This window comes from Lentzea alba, from assembly GCF_011067745.1.
GTDB classification, from domain to species: Bacteria; Actinomycetota; Actinomycetes; order Mycobacteriales; family Pseudonocardiaceae; genus Lentzea; species Lentzea alba.
The window spans coordinates 82833-104139 of sequence record NZ_JAAMPJ010000010.1 but is presented as its reverse complement, the minus strand read 5'-3'; the positions used below and the strand labels follow the sequence as shown (position 1 = coordinate 104139).

The window sequence follows — 21307 nt, the reverse complement described above, 5'->3', positions numbered from 1 at the left end:
CCATGCCGGTGTCCGCGTGTCGTGCGGTGCAACGCGGTGGGGCGTCGGAACGATGTGGAGGTAACCGCGTTCTGGACCTCGGGGGTGTGCTGGTGGGTGTGTCGCCTCGGCGGGTGTTCCTCAGCCATACCTCCGAGCTGCGGGACCATCCCCAGGGCGGGTCGTTCGTCGACGCGCTGGAAAAGGCCGTGCTGCGGTGCCGGGATGCGCCGGTGGACATGGCGCACTTCACCGCCGGTGACCTCGCCCCGGCCGCGTTGTGCCGCAAGCGAGTGGCCGAGTGCGACGTTTACGTGCTGGTGGCGGGATTCCGGTACGGGTCACCGGTGGTGGACCGGCCGTCGTTGTCGTACACGGAGCTGGAGTTCGAGGCAGCGACGGAGCTCGGCAAGCCGCGGTTGGTCTTCCTGCTGGACCAGCAGGCCGAGGGACCTGGAGGGCTGTTCCTGGACCCGGAGTTCGGGGATCGCCAGGAAGCGTTCCGGCGACGGCTGCTGCTCGACAGCGGCCTGACCGTCAAGACGGTGAGAACGCCGGCGGAGCTGGATGCCGAGGTCACCCAGGCAATGGCGGAACTGCGGGCCCAACCGGCCGTTGCGGGGAGTGCGAAGCCGGTAGGCGGGCCGGTGTGGAAGGTGCCGGCCCGATTGCACGGCTTCACCGGCCGCGAGGAACTGCTGCAGGAGTTGGCGAGCTCTTTGAGCGAAGGTCCGGTCGTGGTGCGGGCCATCGAGGGAATGGGCGGCGTCGGCAAGAGCAGCACCGCGATCGAGTACGCGCACCGGCACGCCGCCGGCTACGACGTGGTGTGGTGGATCGCCGCGGAAAACCCCGACCTCATCCCCCAACAGTTGGCCGAACTTGGTCAGGCGTTACGCCTGACCGCACCCGACGAGCCGGTCGGCGCCGCCGTGCCGCGCGTGTTGGGGGCGCTGCGCAGCCGGGAGCGGGTGCTGCTGGTGTTCGACAACGCCGAACATCCCCAAACCCTCGCCCCCTACCTCTCCGGCGGACAGGCGCGGGTGCTGATCACCTCTCGGTACCCGTTCTGGGCGGGAGTGGCCGCGCCGGTGTCGATCGACGTGTTCATCCCACCGGAGTCCGCCCGGTTCCTGGCCGCCAGAGCACCACACCTGACCGCGGACGAGATCACCAGAGTCACCCGGACGCTGGGTCACCTGCCCTCGGCGCTGGATCAGGCCGCCGCCTTGCTCGCCGACGGCGCCGTCACCGTGCCGGACTACCTGAGCCTGCTCGACTCACGGACCCGTGAGCTGCTCCACCGCGGTGCCGACGGTGACACCGCAATGCCGGTGGCGGCGTCCTGGTCGCTGGCGTTCGACGCCCTCGCTCAGCGCGACCCAGCAGCGCTGCAACTGCTCACCCTGCTCGCCTGGCTGGCCCCCGAACCTGTTCCTCTCACCCTGATCACCAACCATCCCGACGTTCTCCCCGACCCCTTGGCGGTCGTCGCCGCTGATCCACTGCGCATGGCCGACACGATGCGACTGCTGCGCGAACGCGCGCTGGCACGGGTCGATGCCGACAGCCTGCTGCTGCACCGCATCCCCGCAGCCCTCCTGCGCGCGGTCCCTGCCGACCAGCAGACCACGGCCGAACACAACTGGCCGGTCACCGCCGCACTCGTGCTGCGCCGCGGTCGGCCCGACGATCCGTGGAACAACCCCGCGGTCTGGCCGCAGTGGCAGCGGCTGCTGCCCCACCTGCTCACCGCCACCGCACCCGACCGTCACGATCTCCTCACCACCCACCACGACACCCTCATCACTCTGCTCAGCAGCATTTCCGACTACCTGGAAACCAGCGGGCAACCCCGCCAAGCCCTTCCGCACGCTCAACGCGCGCACCAACTCGCGCACGACCACCACGGCCCTGACCACACCACAACCATCGGCACCAACACCCGCCTCGCCCTCCGGCTCCGCGCCCTGGGCGAGTACAGGTCCGCACGCGAACTCGACGAAGACGCTCTCACCCGCTATCGCCGCGTACTGGGCGAAGACCACCCCAACACCCTCGTCTCCTCCAGCAACCTCGCCCTCAACCTGTGGCAGTTGGATGAGAACCAGGCCGCACGCGAACTCAACGAGGACACCCTGACCCGACGACGCCGCGTCCTGGGCGAAGACCACCCCGACACCCTCACCTCCGCCAGCAACCTCGCCATCAACCTGCGGCAGTTGGGCAAATACCGGGCCGCACGCGAACTCAACGAGGACACCCTCACCCGACGACGCCGCGTCCTGGGCGAAGACCACCCCGACACCCTCACCTCCGCCAACAACCTCGCCATCAACCTGCGGCAGTTGGGCAAACACCAGGCCGCACGCGAACTCAACGAGGACACCCTCACCCGACGACACCGCGTCCTGGGCGAAGACCACCCCAACACCCTCACCTCCGCCAACAACCTCGCCATCAACCTGCGGCAGTTGGGCAAACACCAGGCCGCACGCGAACTCGACGAGGACACCCTCACCCGACGACGCCGCGTACTGGGCGAAGACCACCCCAACACCCTCAGCTCCGCCAACAACCTCGCTGTCGATCTGTCGGCGTTGGGTGAGCACCAGGCCGCACGCGAACTCAACGAGGACACCCTGAGCCGACGACGCCGTGTACTGGGCGATCATCACCCCAACACTCTGCGTACGGCACGCAATCTCGTCACGGCGTTGCGCAACCTCGGCCAGGATGAGCAGGCCGACGCTCTGCAGGCATGGATCACCAACGCCGCCAAACCTTGACCACACCGGCCGGTTCGCCCTACCTCGGCGCCCGGAAGCCGCCGATCTCCTGCTCGAGCAGTTCGGCCAGCCGCAACGGGGTGCGGTCCTCGAACATCGGGCCGATGAGCTGCACGCCGACCGGCAGCCCCTCAGGCGACCGGCCCGCGGGTACGGCGGTGGCAGGCAGACCGGGCATGGTGGCCAACCCGGCCCAGACGAGCTGGTCGAAGTAGGGGTGCTCGACACCGTCGATGTCGATGAGACGTTCCAACGGATTCGGGTGGTGGTCGTGCGGAAACGCGGGCGTCGGCGTGATCGGGCACACCACGGCGTCGAACTCGGCGAACAGCTGTCGCCAGCCGTGGCGGTGCAGCTCGCGGCGGTTGTTCGCCTCGATCCAGTCGTGGTGGCTGAACGTCATCGCGCGCAGCCGCACGGCGTCGAGACTCTGGTCGTCCGCGCGGGTCGGCAGCAGTGTGTCGATGGGAAAACGCGCGACCGAGCCCGAAATCAGCAACTGCATGTAAAGCGTCGCGGCTTCGGTCAGATCGGGTAGCAGCGGACTGTGCCGTCGCACGCGGGCGCCACCGTCGGCGAGCGCGGCGGCCACCCGGTTCACACCCGCGCGCACGGCGGAACCGGTCGGGATGAGCGGATGCTCGTCGAGGACAAGGACTCGGAAATCGCGGAGCCGCTCGTGGCGGGCGGGCGGCAGGGCCAAACGGTGCGACACGCCGAAAGTCAGCGGGTCCGGTCCGGCCATGACGTCGAGCAGGAGCGTGAGGTCACGGGCGGTGCGCGCCATCGGACCGACGACGGCGAGGTCGAGATCAACAGGCAACGCCGGCTCGGACGGCGGGACCATGCCGCGGTTGGCTGCCAGGCCGAGCGTTGGTTTGTGGGCGTAGACGCCGCAGAAGTGCGCGGGGGTGCGCAGCGAGCCGGCGAGGTCGGAGCCGATGGACAGCGCGCCGAACCCTGATGCCAGGGCCGCCGCCGACCCGCCGGAGGATCCGCCCGAGGTGCGATCGTGATCCCACGGGTTGTTGGTGGTGCCGTAGATGTCGTTGAAGCTCTGGATGTCTTGCAACCCCAACGGCACATTGGTCTTGCCGAGCACCACCGCGCCCGCGGCCTTGAGTCGCGACACCTGTACCGCGTCCTCGGCCGGCAGGTAGTTCCGGTGCAGCGGCATGCCCCAGGTCGTCGGCAACCCGGCGACGTTGTACGACTCCTTGACCGTCACCGGAACACCGAGCAGCGGCCGGTCCTCACCCTGCGCGCGTGCCTGGTCGGCACGATGTGCGGCGGCCCGCGCGCGCTCGAAGTCCGGCACGCAGATCGCGTTGATCACCTCGTCGTCGCGCTCGATGCGGGCGATCGCCTCGTCGGTCAGTTCCACCGAGGTCACCGCACCGGTGCGCAACGCGGCAACGAGCTCTTCGGCTGACTGAAAGCTCCATTCCATGAATTCGAAGCTATTGGCCTGCCACAGAAGCCATAAAATTTCGTTTCGCACAACGGGCGTAGTGCAACAAGTTCTTGTCCGCAGAAAACCCGTTGCGAATGGCCGGCAGCGGATGTCAGGTTGATCGGCCACCAATCACCGGAGTGACCATGACGCCCAAGCCGCTGCCCACCCCGACGCTGCACACCGCTCGCCTCGGCCTGCGGCCCGTCGTCGACGCCGACGCGGACGCTCTCTTCGCCCTGCACAGCAGCGCCCACGTGCTGCGCTACTGGGATTCGCCGCCCTGGGACGAACGTGCGCGCGCCGGGCGCTTCGTCGCGGCGTGCCGGCAGATGGCTGATGAGGGCACCGGGGCGCGGCTGGCCGTCGACCGTGTTTCCGATGGGGCGTTCATCGGCTGGTGCGGTCTGACCGGGTGGAACCCGGACTACCGCAGCGCGTCGCTGGGCTACTGCTTCGACGATGCGGCGTGGGGCCACGGCTATGCGACGGAGGCCGCGCGCGCTCTGTTGCGGTGGGCGTTCGACGCGCTGGACCTGAACCGGGTCCAGGCCGAGGCCGACACGCGCAACGCGGCTTCTGCCCGCGTCCTGGAGAAGCTCGGGTTCGTGCGGGAAGGGACGTTGCGGGAAGACTGCGTCGTCAACGGCGACGTGTCGGACTCGTGGGTGTACGGGCTGCTCAGGCGGGAGTGGCGGCCCACGCCCGAACCGGTTCCCGCCGGCTGAGTCCTCCGCGGACGCCGCTACCCGTCCTGAGGCATCAAGGCTGCGGCAAAACGCTTCGCGACCGCCGCAACCGCTGCACGCAGCTCATCACCGCCCTGGACGCGGAAGGCGAACGGCACGGCCGCCAACCACTCCTGCGCGTACATCGCCGGATTGCTGGTGCTGCCGACGAGCACGCATCCGTCCCCCGATGGTTCGAGCCGTCCCATCGGAGGCCGGATCCAGGGCGCCACCTCGGCCAGCGGCGCGTCGAACACGACGTGGGTGGGGAACTCCCAGCCCGTGCCCAGGTTCGCCTCCAGTGCCGCGACCGGGTCGAGGTCGTCGGGTGGCTCGAACTCGTGCGCGGTCTGCCGGACCGCGCGCACCCGGTCCACCCGATAGGTGCGGATCGCGTCCGCCCGATGGGAATGACACAGCAGGTACCAGCGGCCGTAGCGGACCACGACCGCCCACGGGTCGACCTCGGCCTGCCACGCGTTGCCGGTCTCACTCCGGTACGTGATCAGCACCCGACGCCTCGCTGCGACGGCGGCGACCAGGGCGCTGGTCGTGGCGGGGTCCGGGCGGGCCGCCTGCCGGTCGGGCGCGGCTTTGGCGTGCTCGCGCAGTGCGGCCGCCTGCCGGCCGACGTTCTCGGGCAGCGCCTGGACGACCTTGCCGAGCGCCGCACCGACCGGGTCGTCGGCCTCGGTGGCGGCCGGCTGGCCGTCGAGCACCGCCATGACCAGGCCCAGCGCCTCGGCCTGGGTGAACACGATCGGCGGCAGTCGCGTTCCGCGCCGGAGCCGGTAGCCGCCGTGCGGGCCGCGGGCCGACTCGACCTGGATGCCTGCCTCTCGCAGGATCCCGATGTAGCGGCGGGCGGCTCGTTCCGTGACGCCCAGTTTCTCGGCGAGCTGATCAGCCGTCGTGCCAGGACGCGTCTGGAGGATCTCCAGCGCGCGCAGTGCCCTGGCGGTAGGACTGACATCACTCGGCACTCGGGCAGGCTAGGCGATCTTCCCACTGAACCGGAAGCAGATCGTCCGGAATTGGCCTTAGCGTGACGACGCACCGCGGTGACCTCGCCGCGCGGGAAAAGGAGAACTGATCGTGGACATCCTGCTCATCGCCGGTCTGTGGCTCGACGGATCCGCCTGGGACGACGTCGTGGCCGCACTGCGGTCGCTCGGCCACCGCCCCGTGCCGCTGACCCTGCCCGGCCAGGGCGACGGATCCACCTCCGCCACGCTCGACGACCAGGTGGCGACCGTGCTCGCCGCCGTGGACGCGGCCTCGGGCAAGCCCGTGGTGGTCGGGCACTCGGCCGCCTGCAGCCTGGCCTGGCTGGCCGCGGACGCGCGACCGGACAAGATCTCCGAGGTCGTCCTCGTCGGCGGGTTCCCTGCCTCCGACGGGAAGCCCTACGCCGACTTCTTCGAACTGCGGGACGGCGTCATGCCCTTCCCCGGTTGGGCCCCGTTCGAAGGACCGGACTCGGCCGACCTCGACGAGGAAGCCAGGCGCGCGTTCGACGCTGCCGCGATCCCCGTTCCCGGGGACGTGGCCACGGGTGTCGTGCGGCTGACCGACGAACGACGTTTCGACGTCCCGGTCATGGTCATCTGCCCCGAGTTCTCCCCCGCTCAGGCCAAGGAGTGGATCGACGCGGGTGACGTGCCCGAACTGGCCAGGGTCAAGCACCTCGACTTCGTCGACATCGACTCCGGCCACTGGCCCATGCACACCAGGCCGGCCGAGCTCGCCCGGCTCCTCGCGGCGGCGGCGACCGCCTGATGACCAGGTACGTGATCGGCCCGGACGTGGCTCTTCGCCTGGCCCACGACCAGGTCGTGATCGGCTCCGAACACCAGGTCGTGGCCCCGACGCTGCTCCGCTCGCACACGCTGTCGCTTCTCTACCAACAGGTGCAGCGCGGTGAGCTGACCAAGAAGGAAGCCGAGCGCCGGCTCGACTACCTCCGCGGGCTGCGGATCCGGCTGCTCGGGGACCGTGTCCTTCAAGCCGCCGCCTGGAAGGTCGCCGACCAGCTCGGATGGCCCGACACGTTCGCCGCCGAGTACGTCGCTCTGACCCAGCTCCAGGCAGACGCCTTGATCACGCTCGACGACCAACTCGCCCACGCGGCGAGGAAGCTGGTGACGGTCGCACCGATCGACGCACTGTCCTGAAAGGACGCTTCCGCGCTACCAGGGGATCCGGCCGGCGCCCAGCCCGGTCAACAGGTCGACGGGGGCGGGGCCGCTGCCGGTGTCGGGCCAGTGCCTGACCTGCTGCTCGGCCCAGTCCGCCCACTGCCGGGTCATCTGCGCCAGGCCGACCCGGTACGCCTGGGTCAGGCCGACGATGTGCGCCCGGCCGGGGTAGAGCTCGTCGCCGGTCGTGTAGTCGTGCGCGATCATGGCCGCCCCGGCCTGGGTTCGGTCGGCCCAGGCGCGCATCGCCTCGATCGCGCCGAGCAGGTCGTCCTTGTCGCCGAGGTCGGAGAACAGGACCTTCATCATCGCGTCGAACTGGAACTGCGGCTCGACGGCGGGATCGGACAGCCAGCGGCGCAGCTCCTGGCGCCCGGCCTCGGTGATCGAATAACGGGTGCGGCGCCGTCCGCTGTTGGTCTCGGCGCTCGCCGTGGCCAGACCGTGGGCCACCAGCGCCTTGGGCTCGTTGTAGACCACGCTCTCGGCCGAGGCCCAGAACGTGCCGCTGCGCTTGAACTGCTGCGCCAGTTCGTACGGCGTGTGCGGGCGCAGTCCGAGCAAACCCAGAATCCCGTACGACACCGTGGTGAGTTTCTTGGTCCGGCCGGCCAAGCCCGCCTCCTCACCTTGTCAGGTACTCCGTTTCGGAGTATAGACATACTCTGAAACGGAGCATCTGCTGCGAGGTGGCCCATGGCCCAGGCACCACCCACCCGCGCCACCGAATGGCCTTCCCTGGGGCGATCCGTCCTGATCCTGGCGGCGATCGTGGCCGCGGTGTTCGGCCTGCTGGCCGGCTGCGGCGCGGGAATGCGCGGGTTCAGCCTCGCCGAACCCGCCGATTTCGGCTGGGCGTTCACCGCCCTGGCCTGGATGTCGGTCACTCTCGCACCCGTGGTGGCCTTGATCTTCGTCGGCCTTGCCGTGCTCCTGGGCGGCATCGCCCTCTGGACCAAGGGATTCCGATCAGTCCCCCGGCTCCTCGAGTCCCACTTCGAGACCGTGCTGATCATCGAGCTCTGCGCACTGGCTCCCGTCGTGCTGCTGTCCGTCGGTCCGTTCGTGCTCTGGCCGATCTTCTGGCTGGAGACGGGGTTCGGCACCTGCGTCCCAGGTGCCTGCGACAGCGTTCCGGCGGTCCCCTGACCCGACCGGGACCGCTAAGGCAGCGCGGCCAGCGACAGGCTGTTGCCGTCCGGATCGAGCACCTCGACGTGCCGGACACCGTTGGAGTAGGTCTCGACGGGTTCGTGGGCGACGCCATGCCGGGCGAGCCGGGCCAACGCCGCGTCGAACTCGCCGCCGCCCACGCCGAACGTGATCATGGAGCCGCCCACGCGCGACGACCGCACGTCGCGGGCGTCGAGCACGAGGTAGGCGTTCTCCCCCACCTGCCAGAGGTGTTCCTCGCCGATGATCTCGTCGGCCTCGCGCCCGAAGAACACCTCGTACCACTCCAGCGACCTGGCCAGGTCGCTCACACACATCACGCTGTGCAGGTCCACTCGGTCCACCCTCCCGGTTCCGTTCGAGAGGGTGGACCAACCGGACGGCCGAAACTCATCGGTCTAGCTGCTGCGGGGCAGGTTGACGATGGACGGGACGACGGCGCTGCCGGTCCGGACCCCCAGGCCGGGCCGGCAGTGCACGAACGGTTTCAGCATGGTCCGAGCGTGTCTCCCGGCCACCTGACCTGGAAAGACGTTCGGACGACCCCGGACAGATCCGGTCAGCCGGTCAGAGCCTCCACGGCGAGCAGTTCGCCGTGCCCGCTCCGACGCACACCCTCGCGTACATCGCGTTGGCGCTGCCGAACAAGGAGTAGGCGTCCACCGCCGCGCCAGGCCCGGACGCCACGGCGACCTGCTTCTCGTACGTCTCCCCGCGCCAGACGGCGCGCACCCACAGGTACGCGTCCAGCCCGTCGTCGGCGGTGTCCTTGAGGTACGAGGGCTCGCGCACGGTCGCCGCCGAGCCGTAGAACCTTCCGTACACAGTCGCTTCGGCACCGGGCATGGACACGGGAATCGTGAAGTGACACGGGTCGTCGGCGCCAGGGTCGTACACGGGATCGCCGCCGCATTTGACCGTGGCGTGGGCGGGTGCGGCGCACAGCCCGAGAACCAGTGCGAGAGAGATGGAGACGGACAGCGTCTTCACGGTCAACCGACCCACCGGGAGCAGGTGCCCTCCCCAGGCCCCAGACACACCCGAACCTGGAAGTACGTCACGGACACACCGGGCGGCGAGGTCCACTCGACGCTGGTCTGCGCGCCGGGTCCTGACGCGACCGCGATCGGTTCCTTGTACTTGTCCCCGTTCCACTGGCCGTAGAGCACCCACAGGTAGGCGTCGAGGCCGTCGTCGGCGGTGTCCTTGACGAACGTCGTCTTGCGCAACACCACCGAGAGTTTCTCGGCGAACTGGCCCTGCGCGTACGCCTCGCTGCCGACGGGTGTGTCCGGCCGCAGCTCGAACATGCCCGGACAACCCGATCCCGGGTCGTAAACAGGATCACAGGTGGCGTGCGCGGCCGGCGCCACGAGCGTCCCCAGAGCCAGCGCAGCCGCCATCGACACGATCAGTTTCTTCATGAGTCCCCCTTGTGCTCACGGATCTATCAAGCGCGGCACCGGCTCACAAGCTGTTCGGACGATCCCGGACACCCCGATAGCCCGCGGCCGCCAGCACCTCACCGGCCCGCCGACGGGTCTCCGCGGCCGCCGCGGCATCACCGTGAGCCTCATGTGCGCTGGTCAACGCCACGAGCGCCAGGCCGGCCAGGATGTTCTGACCGGTTTCCGCCGCCCGATCGGACGCCTCGGACGCGTCCCTCAACGCCGCGTCGACGTCACCGGCGGCGAGGTCCAGCCACGCGAGCTCGACCAACGCGTCCGCCACGCCGTGCCCGTACCCGATCTCCACCGCCGTGCGCCACGCACGGCGCAGATCGTCCCGCCGGCCACGCACGGCCGAAACCGTGATGAGCGCGTCGATCTCCACACGTCCGGAGCCCTTCGCGAGCGACAACGCCTGTTCCGCGCACCGCAGTGCCTCTTCCGGACGGCCGGCGTCGCGGTGCACGCGGGCGAGGTCGTCCAGGGCGGCGGCCTCGCTGATCCGGTCCTCGTGGTCGTGGTTGAGCTGGCGGGCCCGCGTCAGGAAGTGCGCGGCCCGGTCGAGGTCGCCGAGATAGCGGTGCACGACACCGAGCGCGCCCAGCGAGTTCGCGGCCGACCGCGTCTCGCCGATCTCCTCCCGCAGTTCCACGGCGGCCTGCAGGTCGGCGGCCGCCTCGACCAACCGGCCGAGACGCATCTCGGTCTGGCCGAGGTTTCCGAGCGAACGCGCGCGCCTGGCCGTGTCGCCGATCTCGGCGTAATAGGCAAGTTCCGAACGGAAGCACTGGACCGCTTCTTCCAGCGAACCCAGCTCCGCGTAGACGCCGCCCAGGTTGCCGAGCGTGCTGAACTCGCGGAACCGGTCCCCCGCCGCCCGGCTGAACTCGACGGCGTGTTCGAAGTGCTCGGCCGCGGCACGGTAGTCACCCGTGCCCCAGTGCGCGGTGCCCAGCGACAGGTGCATCGCCGCCGAGGCACCGGCGTCGCCGTGTTCCGCAGCGGCGGCCAGGCCCACCCGTGCGACGGCCAGCCATTCCGCGGTGTGGCGGCGCAGCCAGTAGCACCCGCGCAGCGCGTCGGTGAGCAGCCACGCCATCGGCGCACCCGCCTGTTCGATCAGGCTCACCAACGTCGCGCGCTCGGTGTCGAACCACTGCAACGCCTCGGTGGCACCGGCGAACACGTGCTGCGGGGTGACGGAAGCGAGCACCGAGAAGTCCGGCCGCACGGCGCGTGCCGCCGCGACCGCCATGTCCAGGTACTGCGCGTAGAGCCGGTCGAGCGACTCAGAGCCGCTTTCCTCTGCGGCACAACGCTCACGCGCATATAGCCGCAACAGGTCGTGCAGCCCGTACCGACCAGCAGCCCGAACCTCCACCAGATGCGCGGAGACCAGGGTGCGCAACACGGCCTCAGCGCTGGGCAGGTCGAGCAACGCACCAGCGGCGCGCGCCGGCAGCTCCGGACCCGGCGCGACCCCCATGCGCCGGAACAACTTCTGTGCCAACGGATCGAGCGCCGCGTAGGAGTGGTCGAACGTCGTGCGCACCGCGGCGTCCTCGTCGCCCTCCACCTCCAGCGCGGTGAGCCGGTCACCGGCGGTCAGCTCGGTCATCAGCTCCGCGATCGTCTGATGTGGACGGTCGGCGAGGTTCGCGGCGGTGATCCGCAGGGCCAGCGGGAGGTAGCCGCACAACCGCACGAGCTCCTCGACGGCGTCTTCCTCGCGCAGCACCCGTTCCGCGCCCAGCACGCTGATCACCACGGCCGGGCCTTCCTCCGGGGTGAGCACGCCGAGTTCCAGCCGGTGCGCGCCGTCGCGGGCGACCAGACCGGCGAGGCGGTCACGGCTCGTCACCACGGTCATGCAGCCCGGACCGCCCGGCACGAGTGGACGGACGTGTGCGGCGCTCGGCGCGTTGTCCACCATGACCAGCACACGCTTGTCGGAGGTGATCGACCGGTACATGCCGACCATCGCGTCCTGTTGCAGCGGGATGTCCTCGCCGGGCACGCCGAACGCGCGGATCGCCAGCGCGAGGGCCTGGTCCGGGGTGACCGGCGGGCCCGCCGAGTACCCGCGCAGGTCGAGGTACACCTGACCGTCCGGGAACCGGTTCGCCACCTGGTGCGCCCACTGCACGGCCAGCGCCGTCTTGCCCACACCGGGAATCCCGCACACCACCGCGAGCCTGCTGCCGCCCTCCAGCAGCGCGGTCAGCTCCTTGAACGCCTTGGCGCGGCCGCTGAAGCCCGGCACGACCGCCGGCAACTGCCGGGGCACCGAGGCGCCCGCAGCAGGGCGTGCCGGTTCGGCCTGCACCCGGCGCCAAGCGGCGAGCCACGGCTCCACATCCGTGGTGTGGAACGCCTTCAGCAGCCCCTGGAACACCTCCAGCGCCGGCGCTGTCTTGCGCCGCGGGCTGAGCGCGTCGGCCAGGGTGCTGCGGGCCAGCCCGGACAGCTTCTCCATCTGCCGCAACGACGGGTTCCCCGCCCACACCTTCAGCGCGCGCAACGCCGCGATGAGCTCGTCGAGCGTCTGTGCGTCATCGGGTCTCGGGCGGGACATGGTGAAAGCCTAATGATCGCGACGCGGGCAGCGCCGCGAAGTTCCTCGGCAGGGCCTGGATGTTCGGCCACGACCTCCTCGGGTACCCAGCGTCTTCGGTTCCCAGAGGCCACCGAGGAGGTCACGAGATGATCAGCCGCTCGCTTCTGCGGCAGCTGCCCGCACGCGTCGCCGCCGGGGCGTTCGTGTTGCACTCCGGGCTCGGCAAGCGCAACGCCGACCAGGAGACCGCCGAACACCTGCACGGCTGGGCCGCGGGCACCTACCCGGTGCTCGGCAAGATCGACGCACGGCGGTTCGCGAAGCTGCTGGCCGCCGGCGAGATCGCGACCGGCGCGGTGCTGCTGGCACCGTTCGTGCCGGCCGCCGTCGCCGGTGTCGCGCTCAGCGGGTTCGCCGGGGCGTTGCTCGGCCTCTACGCGAAGACGCCGGGAATGCGCCGCGAGGGCAGCATCTGGCCAACCGAGCAGGGCATCGGGCTCGCGAAGGACGTCTGGATGCTCGGCATCGGTCTCTCGCTCGTCCTCGACGACGTAATCCAGGACTGATCCGGGTACCCCGTCTCCAGCAGACCCTCCACCAGACGAGGAGGCCGACATGCAGCCAGTCCCGTTCGTCCCGTGGGTGTGGCGTGATCCGTCCTGGACCGGCCAGCCCGAACACGACGAGCAAGAGCTAGCCCAGCGCCCGGACACGGGCCTGATCGGTTACGACGTCGAAGCGACCGACGGAAGCATCGGCAAGATCGACGAGGACAACGCCAAGGTGCCGCACGACTGCCTGATGGTCGACACCGGCCCGTGGATCTTCGGACGCAAGGTCGTGCTGCCGGTGGGCACCGTGCAGCGCGTGGACCACCAGGAGGGCAAGGTCTACGTCGACCGCACCAAGGAGCAGATCAAGAACGCACCCGAGTACGACCCGGACAACCACGAGGACTACCGCAAGCGCACGGACGACTACTACACCGAGAGCTACCGCCTGATGCCGCCCATGCTCTGAGTGTCCGGGACGTTGATGAGGGGAGCTTTCACAAACCTCAGGTTTGTGAAAGCTCCCCTCATCAACGTCGCCATCAGCGGACGAGCAAGAGCTTCTCGCGGTCGTGGTTCCACTCGACGAGAAGCGCGGTGGCGTCGTCCTGCAACCGCCCGCCCTGGTGTTCGAGCACGGTGCGCATCAAGCGCCGCAACGTCTCGGGCGCCGAGCAGCCGTCGGCCTCGCGGCGGATCACGAAGTCCGCGAACCGCCGCAGGCCGAACTGGCGGCCGCGGCTGTCCCGCGCCTCGACGATGCCGTCGGTGTAGAACAGCAGCCGGTCGCCGGGTTCGAGTTGTTCCTGGCACAACATCGGCGTCGTGGGCAGCCGGAACCCCATCGGCGGCGCGGGCCGGCAGCGCACCTGACGCACCCAGCGGCCCTGGCGGATCAGCAACGGGTGCGGGTGGCCGCGGTTGACCCACTGGAACCGGCCGGAGCGGAAGTCGAGCTCGGCGAGCACGCCGGTGGCGAACCGCCGCCCGCCGAACTGCTCGCCGATCACCTCGTCCACCGCGACGCTGGTGTCGAGCAGGTTCGCGCCGCGGCGCCGGTAGCTGCGGCACGTCCCGGTCGCCAGCGCGACGGTCAGACCGGCGGACTGGTCGTGGCCCATCGCGTCGAAGATCGACAGGTGCACGACGTGGCCGTCGACCGCGTAGTCGATCGCGTCGCCGCCGATGTCGTAGGCGGGTTCCAGCACGGCGGTGAGCACGAGGTTGTCCGTGGCGAAGGTGAGCGGCGGCATCAACGGCCACACCACCTCCGCGGCCACGGCCATCGGTTTGGCGCGCACGAGCCGGTGATAGGTGTCGCTGTGCGAGCGTTTGCTCACCAGCATCAGGGCGACCAGCGAGGCCAGCGCCCGCAACCGGTCCACCGTGGACGGATCGCGGTTCCGCGCGGACGCACCGAGCACGCCGAGGCGTTCCGTGCCGTCCAGCAGCGGGATCCAGAAGTGGTGGGAGTCGTCGCGCGCGGTCGCGATCAGCGTGACGTCCCGGAACGCCCGGCCCGCGAGGCTCGCGTCCACCGGGAACGAGCGCGTCTCGCCGGGGTGCAGCGCCACCAGCGACTCGTGGCGCAGGTCCGCGAGCATGATCAGGATCTCCGACAGCCCCGTGGCGGCGGCGCGCTTCTCGACCAGCTCCGGCAACCGTTCCAGGGTGGCGAGGTGGCTGTCCTCGAGCAGGCTCGCGAGCATGGCGAACGACTCGTCTTCCGTGGCGTTCCTCCTCGGCTCCGCTGCGGACCGGTCACCCCAGGCCGGACACCTCCGGCGGCGCGAACTCGGGAACGCCCGGCCGGACGCTCAGCACGTCGGTCAGCTCCAGCACCCGCAACGGGCGCAGCACGGCGGCGGTGTTCGCGACGACGACCAGTTCGCTGCCCCGTCTCAGGCACATGTCCTGGTGGTCGAGCAGCAGTCCGATGCCGCGGGCACCGAGGAAGGCCAGGCCGGTCAGGTCCACCACGACCGGCGCGGGAGGGTCGGCCGCGAGGACGGCACCGTTCAGCAGCAGAGACAGCTCTTCGGCTGTCGAACAGTCCAGCTCACCGGCAACGCGCACGACGACGGTGGCGCCCACGTTCTCACTGGTGGCGCGGAAGGGGATTTGGTCGTCGGTGTGCATGCGGCAACCTCTCGCTGGGACAGCACGACCGCCACGGGCTGTCAGCTCAACCCGCAACGACCGTAGCGCAGTGCCCGTGTGATCGCGGTATCAGGAGCCGTGCGACGCCTATCGAGGTAGAGGTTCCCTCGGATGGCCCACCGAAAACGAGCGTAGGATCAGGCGCCATGCGCACGTCCGGTGTGACCGACGTGGTGGTCGGTCGGCACCCCGACGACCGCCGCCGTCCCGCGCCACAAGAGTGCGTTCGATGACCGGTTTCTTCCACGAGACCGCGTTCTGCGGCTCCGACGACGAGTTCCTGGCGATCGCCGTGCCGTTCGTCGAGGGTGGGCTGCGCGCGGGCCAGCCGACGCTGATCGCCTGCGCGGAGAAGAACACCGCCCTGCTGCGCGGCGCGCTGAGCGACGACGACGCCGTCACCTACCTGCCGGGCGCCGACCAGTACGCGCGACCGGCCGACGCGATCGCGAGCTACCGCGACATCTTCGGCGGGCTCGCCAAGGCCGGCGCGACCCAGATCCGCACGATCGGCGACGTGCCGCACCCCGGCTACGGCGTGCCGTGGGACTGGTGGGGCCGTTACGAGAACGCCGCCAACCAGGCGTACGCCGAGTTCCCGCTGTGGGGGCTGTGCCCGTACGACACCAGGATCACCCCGCCCGAGGTGCTGGCCGACGTCGCCCGCACCCACGAGTACATCGCCACGGCCGCGGGTGAGCACCTGCCGAACCCGGACTTCGGCAACGGCCTGCTGCTCGGCAGGCCCGTCCCGGACGTGCTGGAACAGGGCGCCCCACGGGTGTCGCTGGTCAACCCCACTCCCGCGGCCGTGCGGGAGGCGGTCCACGCGGCGATCGCGGGCACCCGGCTCGCCGAGGACAGCGCGCACGACGTCGTGTACGCGGCGAGCGAGATCGTCACGAACGGCCTGAGCCACGGCGTCGCGCCGGTGCGGTTCCGGCTGTGGGCGGACGACTCGCGGGTCGTCGTGACGGTGACCGACCAGGGCCGCGGGCCGGCGGACCCGCTCGCCGGTCTGATGCCGACCGCCGCGACCCGGTCGGCCGGTCTGGGCCTGTGGATCCTGCACCGCACGTGCGACTACGTGTCGATGGCACGCGACGAGGACGGCTTCACCGTCCGGGTGAGCGTCGGCGGGTCCGATCAGGCGGCCTGACTCACGCCACGGCGGAGGCGGGCCACACGTACGGCAGGTCGTCCGGCACGTCGGGGAAGAACCTCCGGTAGTGCTCGGGATCCTTGCGCACCAACGCGGACTGATGACTGCGGTGCACCGCGTCGTCCCCCAGCCAGCCGGGCAACTGCCCCGCCGCGGCCAGTTCCTCCTGCGTCCGGACCACCGTGATGCCCTTGGCCCGCGCCAGATCCGACCGCATGGTCGCCTCGCAGGTGTCGAGAAACCCGTGCGCCCGCCACACCGAGCAGATCTCCAGGCCGTACCGCACGAGCGCTTCCTCGTAGCCGGCCCACATCCGCACCGCCGGGTGGTGGCGCCAGCCGTGTCCCGGCACGACCAGCGCCCGCTGCACCTGCAACGTCTCCACCCGCTGCTTGCCCAGCCTGCGTCTGTCCAGGAGCGCCGCCGTCGCGGTGAAGTCCGGACAAGGCAAGAACGTCTGCATGGGCGTCAGAGGACGTAGCGCGCCGCCTCAGCGGCGCGCGCCTTGTCGACGTGGACCTCGTACCGCTGCGCCTGCAACGTCATGACGCTGGAGAAGTCCCGCTGCCCACGCGTGCTCCAGTGCGCGACGAACCCGAAGACCGCGCCCCAGAACGCACCGATGAACAGACTGATCAGCAGCAGCCAGATCCACGCGGCACCGGCGGTGAACAGGCCGAACAGCAGTCCGATCAGCACACCGAACCACGCTCCGCTCACCGCGCCGGCGAGCGCGGCCCTGCCGCGGGTCATCCGCCCGGTGACCTGTTCGACGGTCCGGACGCCCTCGCCGACGATCCGCACGCTCTCGACCGGGAACCCGTCGTCCGACATCCGGTCGACGAGCCGCTGGGCCTCCGGGTAGCCGGTGAAGGTCGCCAGCAGGCTCGACTCGGTCAGATTCTGCTCGGTCACGTTCTGCTCCATGTCCACACCGAACGGTTACCCGCGAACAGGACGTTTGACACGATCAGCCACCCCTGCCGGTCTTCTCCTGCAGCCGGTCGATCAGCTGCGAGGCCTCGACCTTCGTGAGCTCATCGGGCACCTCCTCGCCCGCTTCCTGGGCCAGGGTGTGCAGGTAGGACTCCTGCGGACCGGTCATCGGCTCGTCACCGGTCGTCCAGTCCTCCGGGTCCTTCTCCGGCGTGCGGTTCACTGTCGTCCCCTTTCACTCGAACGCCCGTTCGAGATACCCAGGGCGGCGAGGGATCAACCACGCAAGGTGACGTCTCCGGGAAGAGCGGGGCTCGGCACGACCACCGGGCGCCGCAGCCCGGCCAGCATGCGGTGGGCGACGGTCAGCAACGTCCGCGCCTCCATCCGTTCGCTGTAGCCGAGGTGTTCGTCGGCGGCTTCGACGCACGCCAGGATCTGGTGGGGCACAGTGGCGTCAGCGGTCGCGCAGTCGGCCAGCGCCTCGTGCAGTCCTCTGCGGGCCTCGTCGGGTTCGATGTCGGCGAGCGCCGTGCAGACGGCGTTGTCCAGCTTCTCCAACGCGGTCACCCGCACCTGTTGCAACGACATGTCATCAAGAGTCATCACTCGCCTCCACAGTCGATTCTCCGCGCCGACTGCTTGACGCACTGGGCGAGGTACCCGGTTCCACCGCCCTCAAACCAGGACTTCACCGGGCGCCGTTACCGTGGCGGGATGCGTGTGACCTGGCGGGAGAAGAACGCTCGGCAATGGATCTCCGAGCTGTCCGAGCGGATCGGCGTGGCGGGGTGGGCGGCGCTCGCCGTCACGCCGGCGCTCGCGGCCGAAGTGGACCAGCACGGCGCCGCGGTGCGCGACATCCTGCTGCTCGGCGTCGAAGGGGTCGGCGCGGTGGGCGCGGTCGTGCTGCTCGCCGCGTACGGGCGGGGGCTGCTGGAGGACGCGGCCGACGCCGAGTGGTCACCGGCGTCGTGGCTCGGTGTCCGGCTGATGGCGGTCTGTCAGCTGGCTCAGGTGCACGACGTTAAGCCGCTGACCGACGACGTGTACGCGTTGCCTGAGCTCACCTGAAAACGAGGCGCACCCGTCGTGGATGCGCCTCGTCGTATGACATCGTTCAGCGGTCTTCCGGCCTCCGCGAGCCGAGTACCGGGTCCTGCGCCGGCACCGATCGCTCGGTGACGGGGACGGGCTCCACTGGTTCGGCGGACGAGACCGGCTCGACCGGCGTGGTCTCGGTCCGTGCCCGCACGGCGTCCTCACGACCGCGCTGGTAGGCCTCCGCCTGAGCCTGCGCCTGCGGCAGTTCCTGCTCCGCGCGGCCCAGCCAGCCTTCCCACCGCTGCTGCATCGGCCGCACCAGGCCACCGCCCACGCCGACGACCAGGATGCCGCCGACCGTCGCGAGCACCGCGATGAGCACCGGCGTGGTCACCGCGGTGGCGACACCGATCTGGTTCAGCGCCGCGATGATGCCGAGCGCCCAGATGAAGATCGACGCGATGTTCGCCAGCACCCGGCCGTAGGACAGCCCGCCGAGCGCGCCGGTGATGAAGTCCTTGACACCACTGGCGATCGCGCCGGCCACCACGACGATGATGATCGCGACCGCGGCCTTCGGCAGCCACGACACGATGCCGGTCAACAACTCCGAGACGGGGTTCGGACCCCACACGCCGAACGCGATCTGCAAGGTGATCAGCAGCAGCGCGTAGTAGACCAGCTTCGCCAGCAGGTCAGAGGCGTCGTATTTGCTGTTCGCGAGCATCCGGTGGATGCCGCCGCGCTCCACGAGCCGGTCGAACTTGACCCGTTCGAGCACCTTGTCGACGAGCTTCGCCACCGCTTTGGCGACGAACCAGCCGACCAGGAGGATCAGGAGGAAGGCCGCCAGCTTGGGAACGAATGTCGCCACCGCCCGCCAGGCGTCGGTCAGCCCTTGGCTGAAGTCCATGTCGAACTCCCTTCACGCGGGCGCCCGACCGGGCGTCCCGCACCAGGCAGTACCCGGTGCGGGAACCCTTCACACGGATCAGGACACCTGCCTGAGCTCGCGGTCGCTCGCCACGAGGTGCTCCCAGGTCCGGCCGCGCTGACTCGGTGGCGCGGAACCGTCCGCGGTGCACACCGGATACACCAGGCCGAAAGGAACCGGCTGATCGAACTCGTCACCGGTGCGAACATCGACAAGACGACGCAGGTGTGCCATCACAACCACTCCCTCACGGGTGCAGCCGGCCGGGGCCAGCGGGGTTTGGGATCACCGAATACCCCGTGATCAGCGCGAACATGCGCTGAGTCGTTGCGACATAAGAGTGAACCATTTGTCCACAATGGACTAACGCGCTGAGATCGCGAGGGTGAACGTGCCGTTGTGCGGCACGGTGAGGATGAACATGCGACGGCCTGGATAGGTGATCGTCGACGCCGGCCGCAGCGCGGGATCGAGCGACTGGGCCCAGTCGAACCGGATGACCACCCGCCCGCGGGTCAGCGTGAGCCCGCGCGAGTCGAGCACGGTGGTGTCGGAATCCCGTACCACCAACGGAATCTGCTCGGTCGCGGCCGAACCGGCGCGCACCGATCGCGTGATCCGGTCCCCCACCGTCACCTCGGTCACGACCGAACCCGACGGCGTCCGGTAGCGGAACCGGTACGGCTCACCACCGAGGAACTCGGCCTGCTGCGCCCCGTCCGAATCCGGCACCTGCCCCGGAAACACCGTCGCCCAGCACGCATGATTGTTGTTGTTGATGGACTGCACGAGTGTGCCCGCCACCGGGTGCCACAGGAACGTCAGGCCGGTGCGCGCCAGCGAGGTCGCCCGGCGGGTGCCGAAGTAGCCGCCGAGGTAGAACCGCGGCCGCCGCACGAACAGGAAGTCCTGCCCCTGATCGCTGCGCCGCTCGACAAAACTCGCCCGCTGGTAGGGCAGGCGCGCGATCGCCGCCGTCCGTTCGGCACGGCTCGGGTACCGCTCGCCGTAGATCGCGTGCGCCAGGATGCGCGGCGAGGTGTCGGGCTTGACCAACGCCGGCACCGGCGCCGGGTTCGCCGCCCACGCCGACCTCGCCGCGGCCAGGTCCTCCCGGCCGGCCACGAACGCCGCCAGGTCGGGCACCACCGGCACGAACTGGTTGTTGAGCGCGGTCCGTTCGGGATCTGGCCGGACGTCGGCGTAGAACCTGGACGACGTGCGCGAGTTCGGGGCGACGTTGGTGAACCAGCCGGACCCGTCCGGTTCGCGCAGCAGGTTGTAACCGAACCAGTCCGTGTACTTCCGGGTCATGGCGACGAGGTTCGGGTCCTCCGACTGGCGCCACGCGTCCGCGAGCTCAGGCAGCATGACCTCGAAGTTGTAGTTGGTGTCCGCGCCGGACTCCTCGTAGAAGAACCCTGCCGGACTCTGCCCGGTCGCGGCCAGCCGCGCGAACGCCTCGGTCAGCCGCTGCCGCAGCCCCGCGTCCGGGTCCTGCCTCAACGCGAGCGCGGACCCGGCGAGACCCGCGGTGGTCTGGTTGGCCCAGGTGAGCGGCCTCTGCCAGACGCCACCGTTCGACCCGTTCAGGAACCACGTCATCGCGCGGCGCAGCGAGGCCGTGATCTGGGCCTGGCGCTGCGGCAGCACGTTCGACCGGCGCAGCAGCGCGTTGGTCTTGCTCAGGTACCCCAGGGCGAACCCGGTCGCCGCCAGCGAGTGCTGATCTCTGGAGTACTCGGGCCACGAACCGTCGGCGTGCTGCAGCCCGAGGTAGTGGCCGAGCCCGGCGTCGAGCGCGGCGAGCACCTGCGCGTTGCCGCGATACGGGTTCCACGAGCGGGCCTGCGTGGCGAACCACGCCAGCGTGTAGACGTGTTCCTGGACGCGGGCGTTGTACGGGGCGTTGGGGCTGCGCCACCAGCCACCGCCGAAGAAGCCGCTCGAGTTCATGTCGGCGACCATCGGCGAGACCAGCATCAGGTACTGCGCGAACCGCTGTTCGTCCGGTGCGAACGAACGCCGGTTCGGGGTCACGGGCGGGGGTGCCGGCAGGGCACGTGCCGACGCCGGCAGGGTGGCGAGCAGTCCGATCGCGGTGGCACCGGTGATCAGGCTGCGACGACTGAATGCGTTCACGGGCCTACCTCCTGGGGGAGACTCTCGGCACCCTCGCCCGCCCGGCCGCCACC

At 69.9% G+C, this 21307-nt stretch carries 25 protein-coding genes; 9 read left to right on the top strand and 16 right to left on the bottom strand.

What is annotated here, in order from left to right:
• Positions 1–92: 92 nt before the first annotated feature.
• Entirely contained in the window at positions 93–2768 is a 2676-nt protein-coding gene (gene fxsT, locus G7043_RS31730; protein WP_166051975.1) for an FxSxx-COOH system tetratricopeptide repeat protein, read from the top strand.
• A gap of 19 nt (positions 2769–2787) precedes the next feature.
• On the opposite strand, the gene G7043_RS31725 is transcribed toward fxsT, so the two are convergent.
• A complete protein-coding gene (locus G7043_RS31725) occupies positions 2788–4218 on the bottom strand; it encodes an amidase (protein WP_166052441.1) in 1431 nt (476 codons plus the stop codon).
• A gap of 149 nt (positions 4219–4367) precedes the next feature.
• On the opposite strand from G7043_RS31725, the gene G7043_RS31720 reads away from it, so the two are divergent.
• Positions 4368–4949: a GNAT family N-acetyltransferase gene (locus G7043_RS31720; RefSeq protein WP_207311999.1), complete on the top strand. Its 582-nt coding sequence runs from the start codon at positions 4368–4370 to the stop codon at positions 4947–4949.
• Positions 4950–4966: 17 nt separating this feature from the next.
• On the opposite strand, the gene G7043_RS31715 is transcribed toward G7043_RS31720, so the two are convergent.
• On the bottom strand, positions 4967–5932 hold the full coding sequence (locus G7043_RS31715) for a helix-turn-helix transcriptional regulator (RefSeq protein WP_166051971.1): 966 nt from the start codon (positions 5930–5932) through the stop codon (positions 4967–4969).
• Positions 5933–6044: 112 nt separating this feature from the next.
• Here G7043_RS31715 and G7043_RS31710 point away from each other — a divergent pair, with 112 nt between their 5' ends.
• A complete protein-coding gene (locus G7043_RS31710) occupies positions 6045–6728 on the top strand; it encodes an alpha/beta fold hydrolase (protein WP_166051969.1) in 684 nt (227 codons plus the stop codon).
• Complete coding sequence (locus tag G7043_RS31705) at positions 6728–7123, top strand: type II toxin-antitoxin system VapC family toxin (protein WP_166051967.1); 396 nt, start codon at positions 6728–6730, stop codon at positions 7121–7123. The genes G7043_RS31710 and G7043_RS31705 overlap by 1 nt, the downstream gene beginning before the upstream one ends.
• Before the next feature lie 15 nt (positions 7124–7138).
• On the opposite strand, the gene G7043_RS31700 is transcribed toward G7043_RS31705, so the two are convergent.
• A complete protein-coding gene (locus tag G7043_RS31700) occupies positions 7139–7762 on the bottom strand; it encodes a PadR family transcriptional regulator (RefSeq protein WP_166051965.1) in 624 nt (207 codons plus the stop codon).
• Positions 7763–7843: 81 nt separating this feature from the next.
• Here G7043_RS31700 and G7043_RS31695 point away from each other — a divergent pair, with 81 nt between their 5' ends.
• Entirely contained in the window at positions 7844–8296 is a 453-nt protein-coding gene (locus G7043_RS31695; protein WP_166051964.1) for a hypothetical protein, read from the top strand.
• A gap of 14 nt (positions 8297–8310) precedes the next feature.
• Here the strand turns inward: G7043_RS31695 and G7043_RS31690 are convergent, their stop codons facing one another.
• From G7043_RS31690 to G7043_RS31675, 4 genes are all read right to left on the bottom strand, one after another.
• Positions 8311–8655, bottom strand: coding sequence for a VOC family protein (locus G7043_RS31690; protein ID WP_166051963.1), 345 nt, complete (start codon positions 8653–8655; stop codon positions 8311–8313).
• 232 nt (positions 8656–8887) lie between these two features.
• A complete protein-coding gene (locus G7043_RS31685) occupies positions 8888–9325 on the bottom strand; it encodes a hypothetical protein (RefSeq protein WP_166051961.1) in 438 nt (145 codons plus the stop codon).
• Positions 9313–9744: a hypothetical protein gene (locus tag G7043_RS31680; protein WP_166051959.1), complete on the bottom strand. Its 432-nt coding sequence runs from the start codon at positions 9742–9744 to the stop codon at positions 9313–9315. The genes G7043_RS31685 and G7043_RS31680 overlap by 13 nt, the downstream gene beginning before the upstream one ends.
• A 43-nt stretch (positions 9745–9787) precedes the next feature.
• Complete coding sequence (locus G7043_RS31675) at positions 9788–12343, bottom strand: ATP-binding protein (RefSeq protein WP_166051957.1); 2556 nt, start codon at positions 12341–12343, stop codon at positions 9788–9790.
• Between the two features lie 128 nt (positions 12344–12471).
• Between G7043_RS31675 and G7043_RS31670 the strand changes: the two genes are divergently transcribed.
• The gene (locus G7043_RS31670; protein ID WP_166051954.1) at positions 12472–12891 is read left to right on the top strand and encodes a hypothetical protein; all 420 of its coding nucleotides are present in this window, start codon (positions 12472–12474) and stop codon (positions 12889–12891) included.
• Positions 12892–12940: 49 nt separating this feature from the next.
• Positions 12941–13345 carry a PRC-barrel domain containing protein gene (locus G7043_RS31665; protein WP_166051952.1) on the top strand — a complete coding sequence of 135 codons (405 nt, stop codon included), beginning with the start codon at positions 12941–12943 and terminating at the stop codon, positions 13343–13345.
• A gap of 73 nt (positions 13346–13418) precedes the next feature.
• On the opposite strand, the gene G7043_RS31660 is transcribed toward G7043_RS31665, so the two are convergent.
• Positions 13419–14585: a PP2C family protein-serine/threonine phosphatase gene (locus G7043_RS31660; protein WP_166051950.1), complete on the bottom strand. Its 1167-nt coding sequence runs from the start codon at positions 14583–14585 to the stop codon at positions 13419–13421.
• 52 nt (positions 14586–14637) lie between these two features.
• Positions 14638–15015 carry an anti-sigma factor antagonist gene (locus G7043_RS31655; protein ID WP_166051948.1) on the bottom strand — a complete coding sequence of 126 codons (378 nt, stop codon included), beginning with the start codon at positions 15013–15015 and terminating at the stop codon, positions 14638–14640.
• A 250-nt stretch (positions 15016–15265) separates the two neighbouring features.
• On the opposite strand from G7043_RS31655, the gene G7043_RS31650 reads away from it, so the two are divergent.
• Complete coding sequence (locus G7043_RS31650) at positions 15266–16195, top strand: sensor histidine kinase (protein WP_166051946.1); 930 nt, start codon at positions 15266–15268, stop codon at positions 16193–16195.
• 1 nt (position 16196) lies between these two features.
• On the opposite strand, the gene G7043_RS31645 is transcribed toward G7043_RS31650, so the two are convergent.
• The 4 genes from G7043_RS31645 to G7043_RS31630 form a co-directional block, all read right to left on the bottom strand.
• The gene (locus tag G7043_RS31645) at positions 16197–16661 is read right to left on the bottom strand and encodes an MSMEG_6728 family protein (RefSeq protein WP_166051944.1); all 465 of its coding nucleotides are present in this window, start codon (positions 16659–16661) and stop codon (positions 16197–16199) included.
• Positions 16662–16666: 5 nt separating this feature from the next.
• Positions 16667–17113, bottom strand: coding sequence for a general stress protein (locus tag G7043_RS31640; RefSeq protein ID WP_313888174.1), 447 nt, complete (start codon positions 17111–17113; stop codon positions 16667–16669).
• A gap of 55 nt (positions 17114–17168) precedes the next feature.
• Positions 17169–17303, bottom strand: coding sequence for a DUF3072 domain-containing protein (locus G7043_RS31635; protein WP_207312024.1), 135 nt, complete (start codon positions 17301–17303; stop codon positions 17169–17171).
• Positions 17304–17410: 107 nt separating this feature from the next.
• Positions 17411–17740 carry a hypothetical protein gene (locus G7043_RS31630; protein WP_166051938.1) on the bottom strand — a complete coding sequence of 110 codons (330 nt, stop codon included), beginning with the start codon at positions 17738–17740 and terminating at the stop codon, positions 17411–17413.
• 111 nt (positions 17741–17851) lie between these two features.
• Here G7043_RS31630 and G7043_RS31625 point away from each other — a divergent pair, with 111 nt between their 5' ends.
• Positions 17852–18208, top strand: coding sequence for a DUF6401 family natural product biosynthesis protein (locus tag G7043_RS31625; RefSeq protein WP_166051936.1), 357 nt, complete (start codon positions 17852–17854; stop codon positions 18206–18208).
• Between the two features lie 46 nt (positions 18209–18254).
• Here the strand turns inward: G7043_RS31625 and G7043_RS31620 are convergent, their stop codons facing one another.
• From G7043_RS31620 to G7043_RS31610, 3 genes are all read right to left on the bottom strand, one after another.
• Entirely contained in the window at positions 18255–19091 is an 837-nt protein-coding gene (locus G7043_RS31620) for a mechanosensitive ion channel family protein (protein WP_166051934.1), read from the bottom strand.
• A gap of 78 nt (positions 19092–19169) precedes the next feature.
• On the bottom strand, positions 19170–19346 hold the full coding sequence (locus G7043_RS31615; RefSeq protein WP_166051932.1) for a hypothetical protein: 177 nt from the start codon (positions 19344–19346) through the stop codon (positions 19170–19172).
• 129 nt (positions 19347–19475) lie between these two features.
• Positions 19476–21254: a hypothetical protein gene (locus tag G7043_RS31610; RefSeq protein ID WP_166051930.1), complete on the bottom strand. Its 1779-nt coding sequence runs from the start codon at positions 21252–21254 to the stop codon at positions 19476–19478.
• Positions 21255–21307: the final 53 nt, after the last annotated feature.

Excerpts from the sequence above, each read along its gene's own strand:
- G7043_RS31680 (WP_166051959.1), bottom strand. The coding sequence starts at position 9,744 with ATGAAGAAACTGATCGTGTCGATGGCGGCTGCGCTGGCTCTGGGGACG.
- G7043_RS31665 (WP_166051952.1), top strand. The coding sequence starts at position 12,941 with ATGCAGCCAGTCCCGTTCGTCCCGTGGGTGTGGCGTGATCCGTCCTGG.
- G7043_RS31625 (WP_166051936.1), top strand. The coding sequence starts at position 17,852 with ATGCGTGTGACCTGGCGGGAGAAGAACGCTCGGCAATGGATCTCCGAG.
- G7043_RS31645 (WP_166051944.1), bottom strand. The coding sequence starts at position 16,661 with ATGCAGACGTTCTTGCCTTGTCCGGACTTCACCGCGACGGCGGCGCTC.
- G7043_RS31670 (WP_166051954.1), top strand. The coding sequence starts at position 12,472 with ATGATCAGCCGCTCGCTTCTGCGGCAGCTGCCCGCACGCGTCGCCGCC.
- G7043_RS31650 (WP_166051946.1), top strand. The coding sequence starts at position 15,266 with ATGACCGGTTTCTTCCACGAGACCGCGTTCTGCGGCTCCGACGACGAG.
- G7043_RS31695 (WP_166051964.1), top strand. The coding sequence starts at position 7,844 with ATGGCCCAGGCACCACCCACCCGCGCCACCGAATGGCCTTCCCTGGGG.
- G7043_RS31725 (WP_166052441.1), bottom strand. The coding sequence starts at position 4,218 with ATGGAATGGAGCTTTCAGTCAGCCGAAGAGCTCGTTGCCGCGTTGCGC.
- G7043_RS31655 (WP_166051948.1), bottom strand. The coding sequence starts at position 15,015 with ATGCACACCGACGACCAAATCCCCTTCCGCGCCACCAGTGAGAACGTG.
- G7043_RS31620 (WP_166051934.1), bottom strand. The coding sequence starts at position 19,091 with ATGGACTTCAGCCAAGGGCTGACCGACGCCTGGCGGGCGGTGGCGACA.
- G7043_RS31630 (WP_166051938.1), bottom strand. The coding sequence starts at position 17,740 with ATGACTCTTGATGACATGTCGTTGCAACAGGTGCGGGTGACCGCGTTG.
- G7043_RS31660 (WP_166051950.1), bottom strand. The coding sequence starts at position 14,585 with ATGCTCGCGAGCCTGCTCGAGGACAGCCACCTCGCCACCCTGGAACGG.
- G7043_RS31675 (WP_166051957.1), bottom strand. The coding sequence starts at position 12,343 with ATGTCCCGCCCGAGACCCGATGACGCACAGACGCTCGACGAGCTCATC.
- G7043_RS31720 (WP_207311999.1), top strand. The coding sequence starts at position 4,368 with ATGACGCCCAAGCCGCTGCCCACCCCGACGCTGCACACCGCTCGCCTC.
- G7043_RS31705 (WP_166051967.1), top strand. The coding sequence starts at position 6,728 with ATGACCAGGTACGTGATCGGCCCGGACGTGGCTCTTCGCCTGGCCCAC.
- G7043_RS31615 (WP_166051932.1), bottom strand. The coding sequence starts at position 19,346 with ATGGCACACCTGCGTCGTCTTGTCGATGTTCGCACCGGTGACGAGTTC.
- G7043_RS31635 (WP_207312024.1), bottom strand. The coding sequence starts at position 17,303 with ATGACCGGTCCGCAGGAGTCCTACCTGCACACCCTGGCCCAGGAAGCG.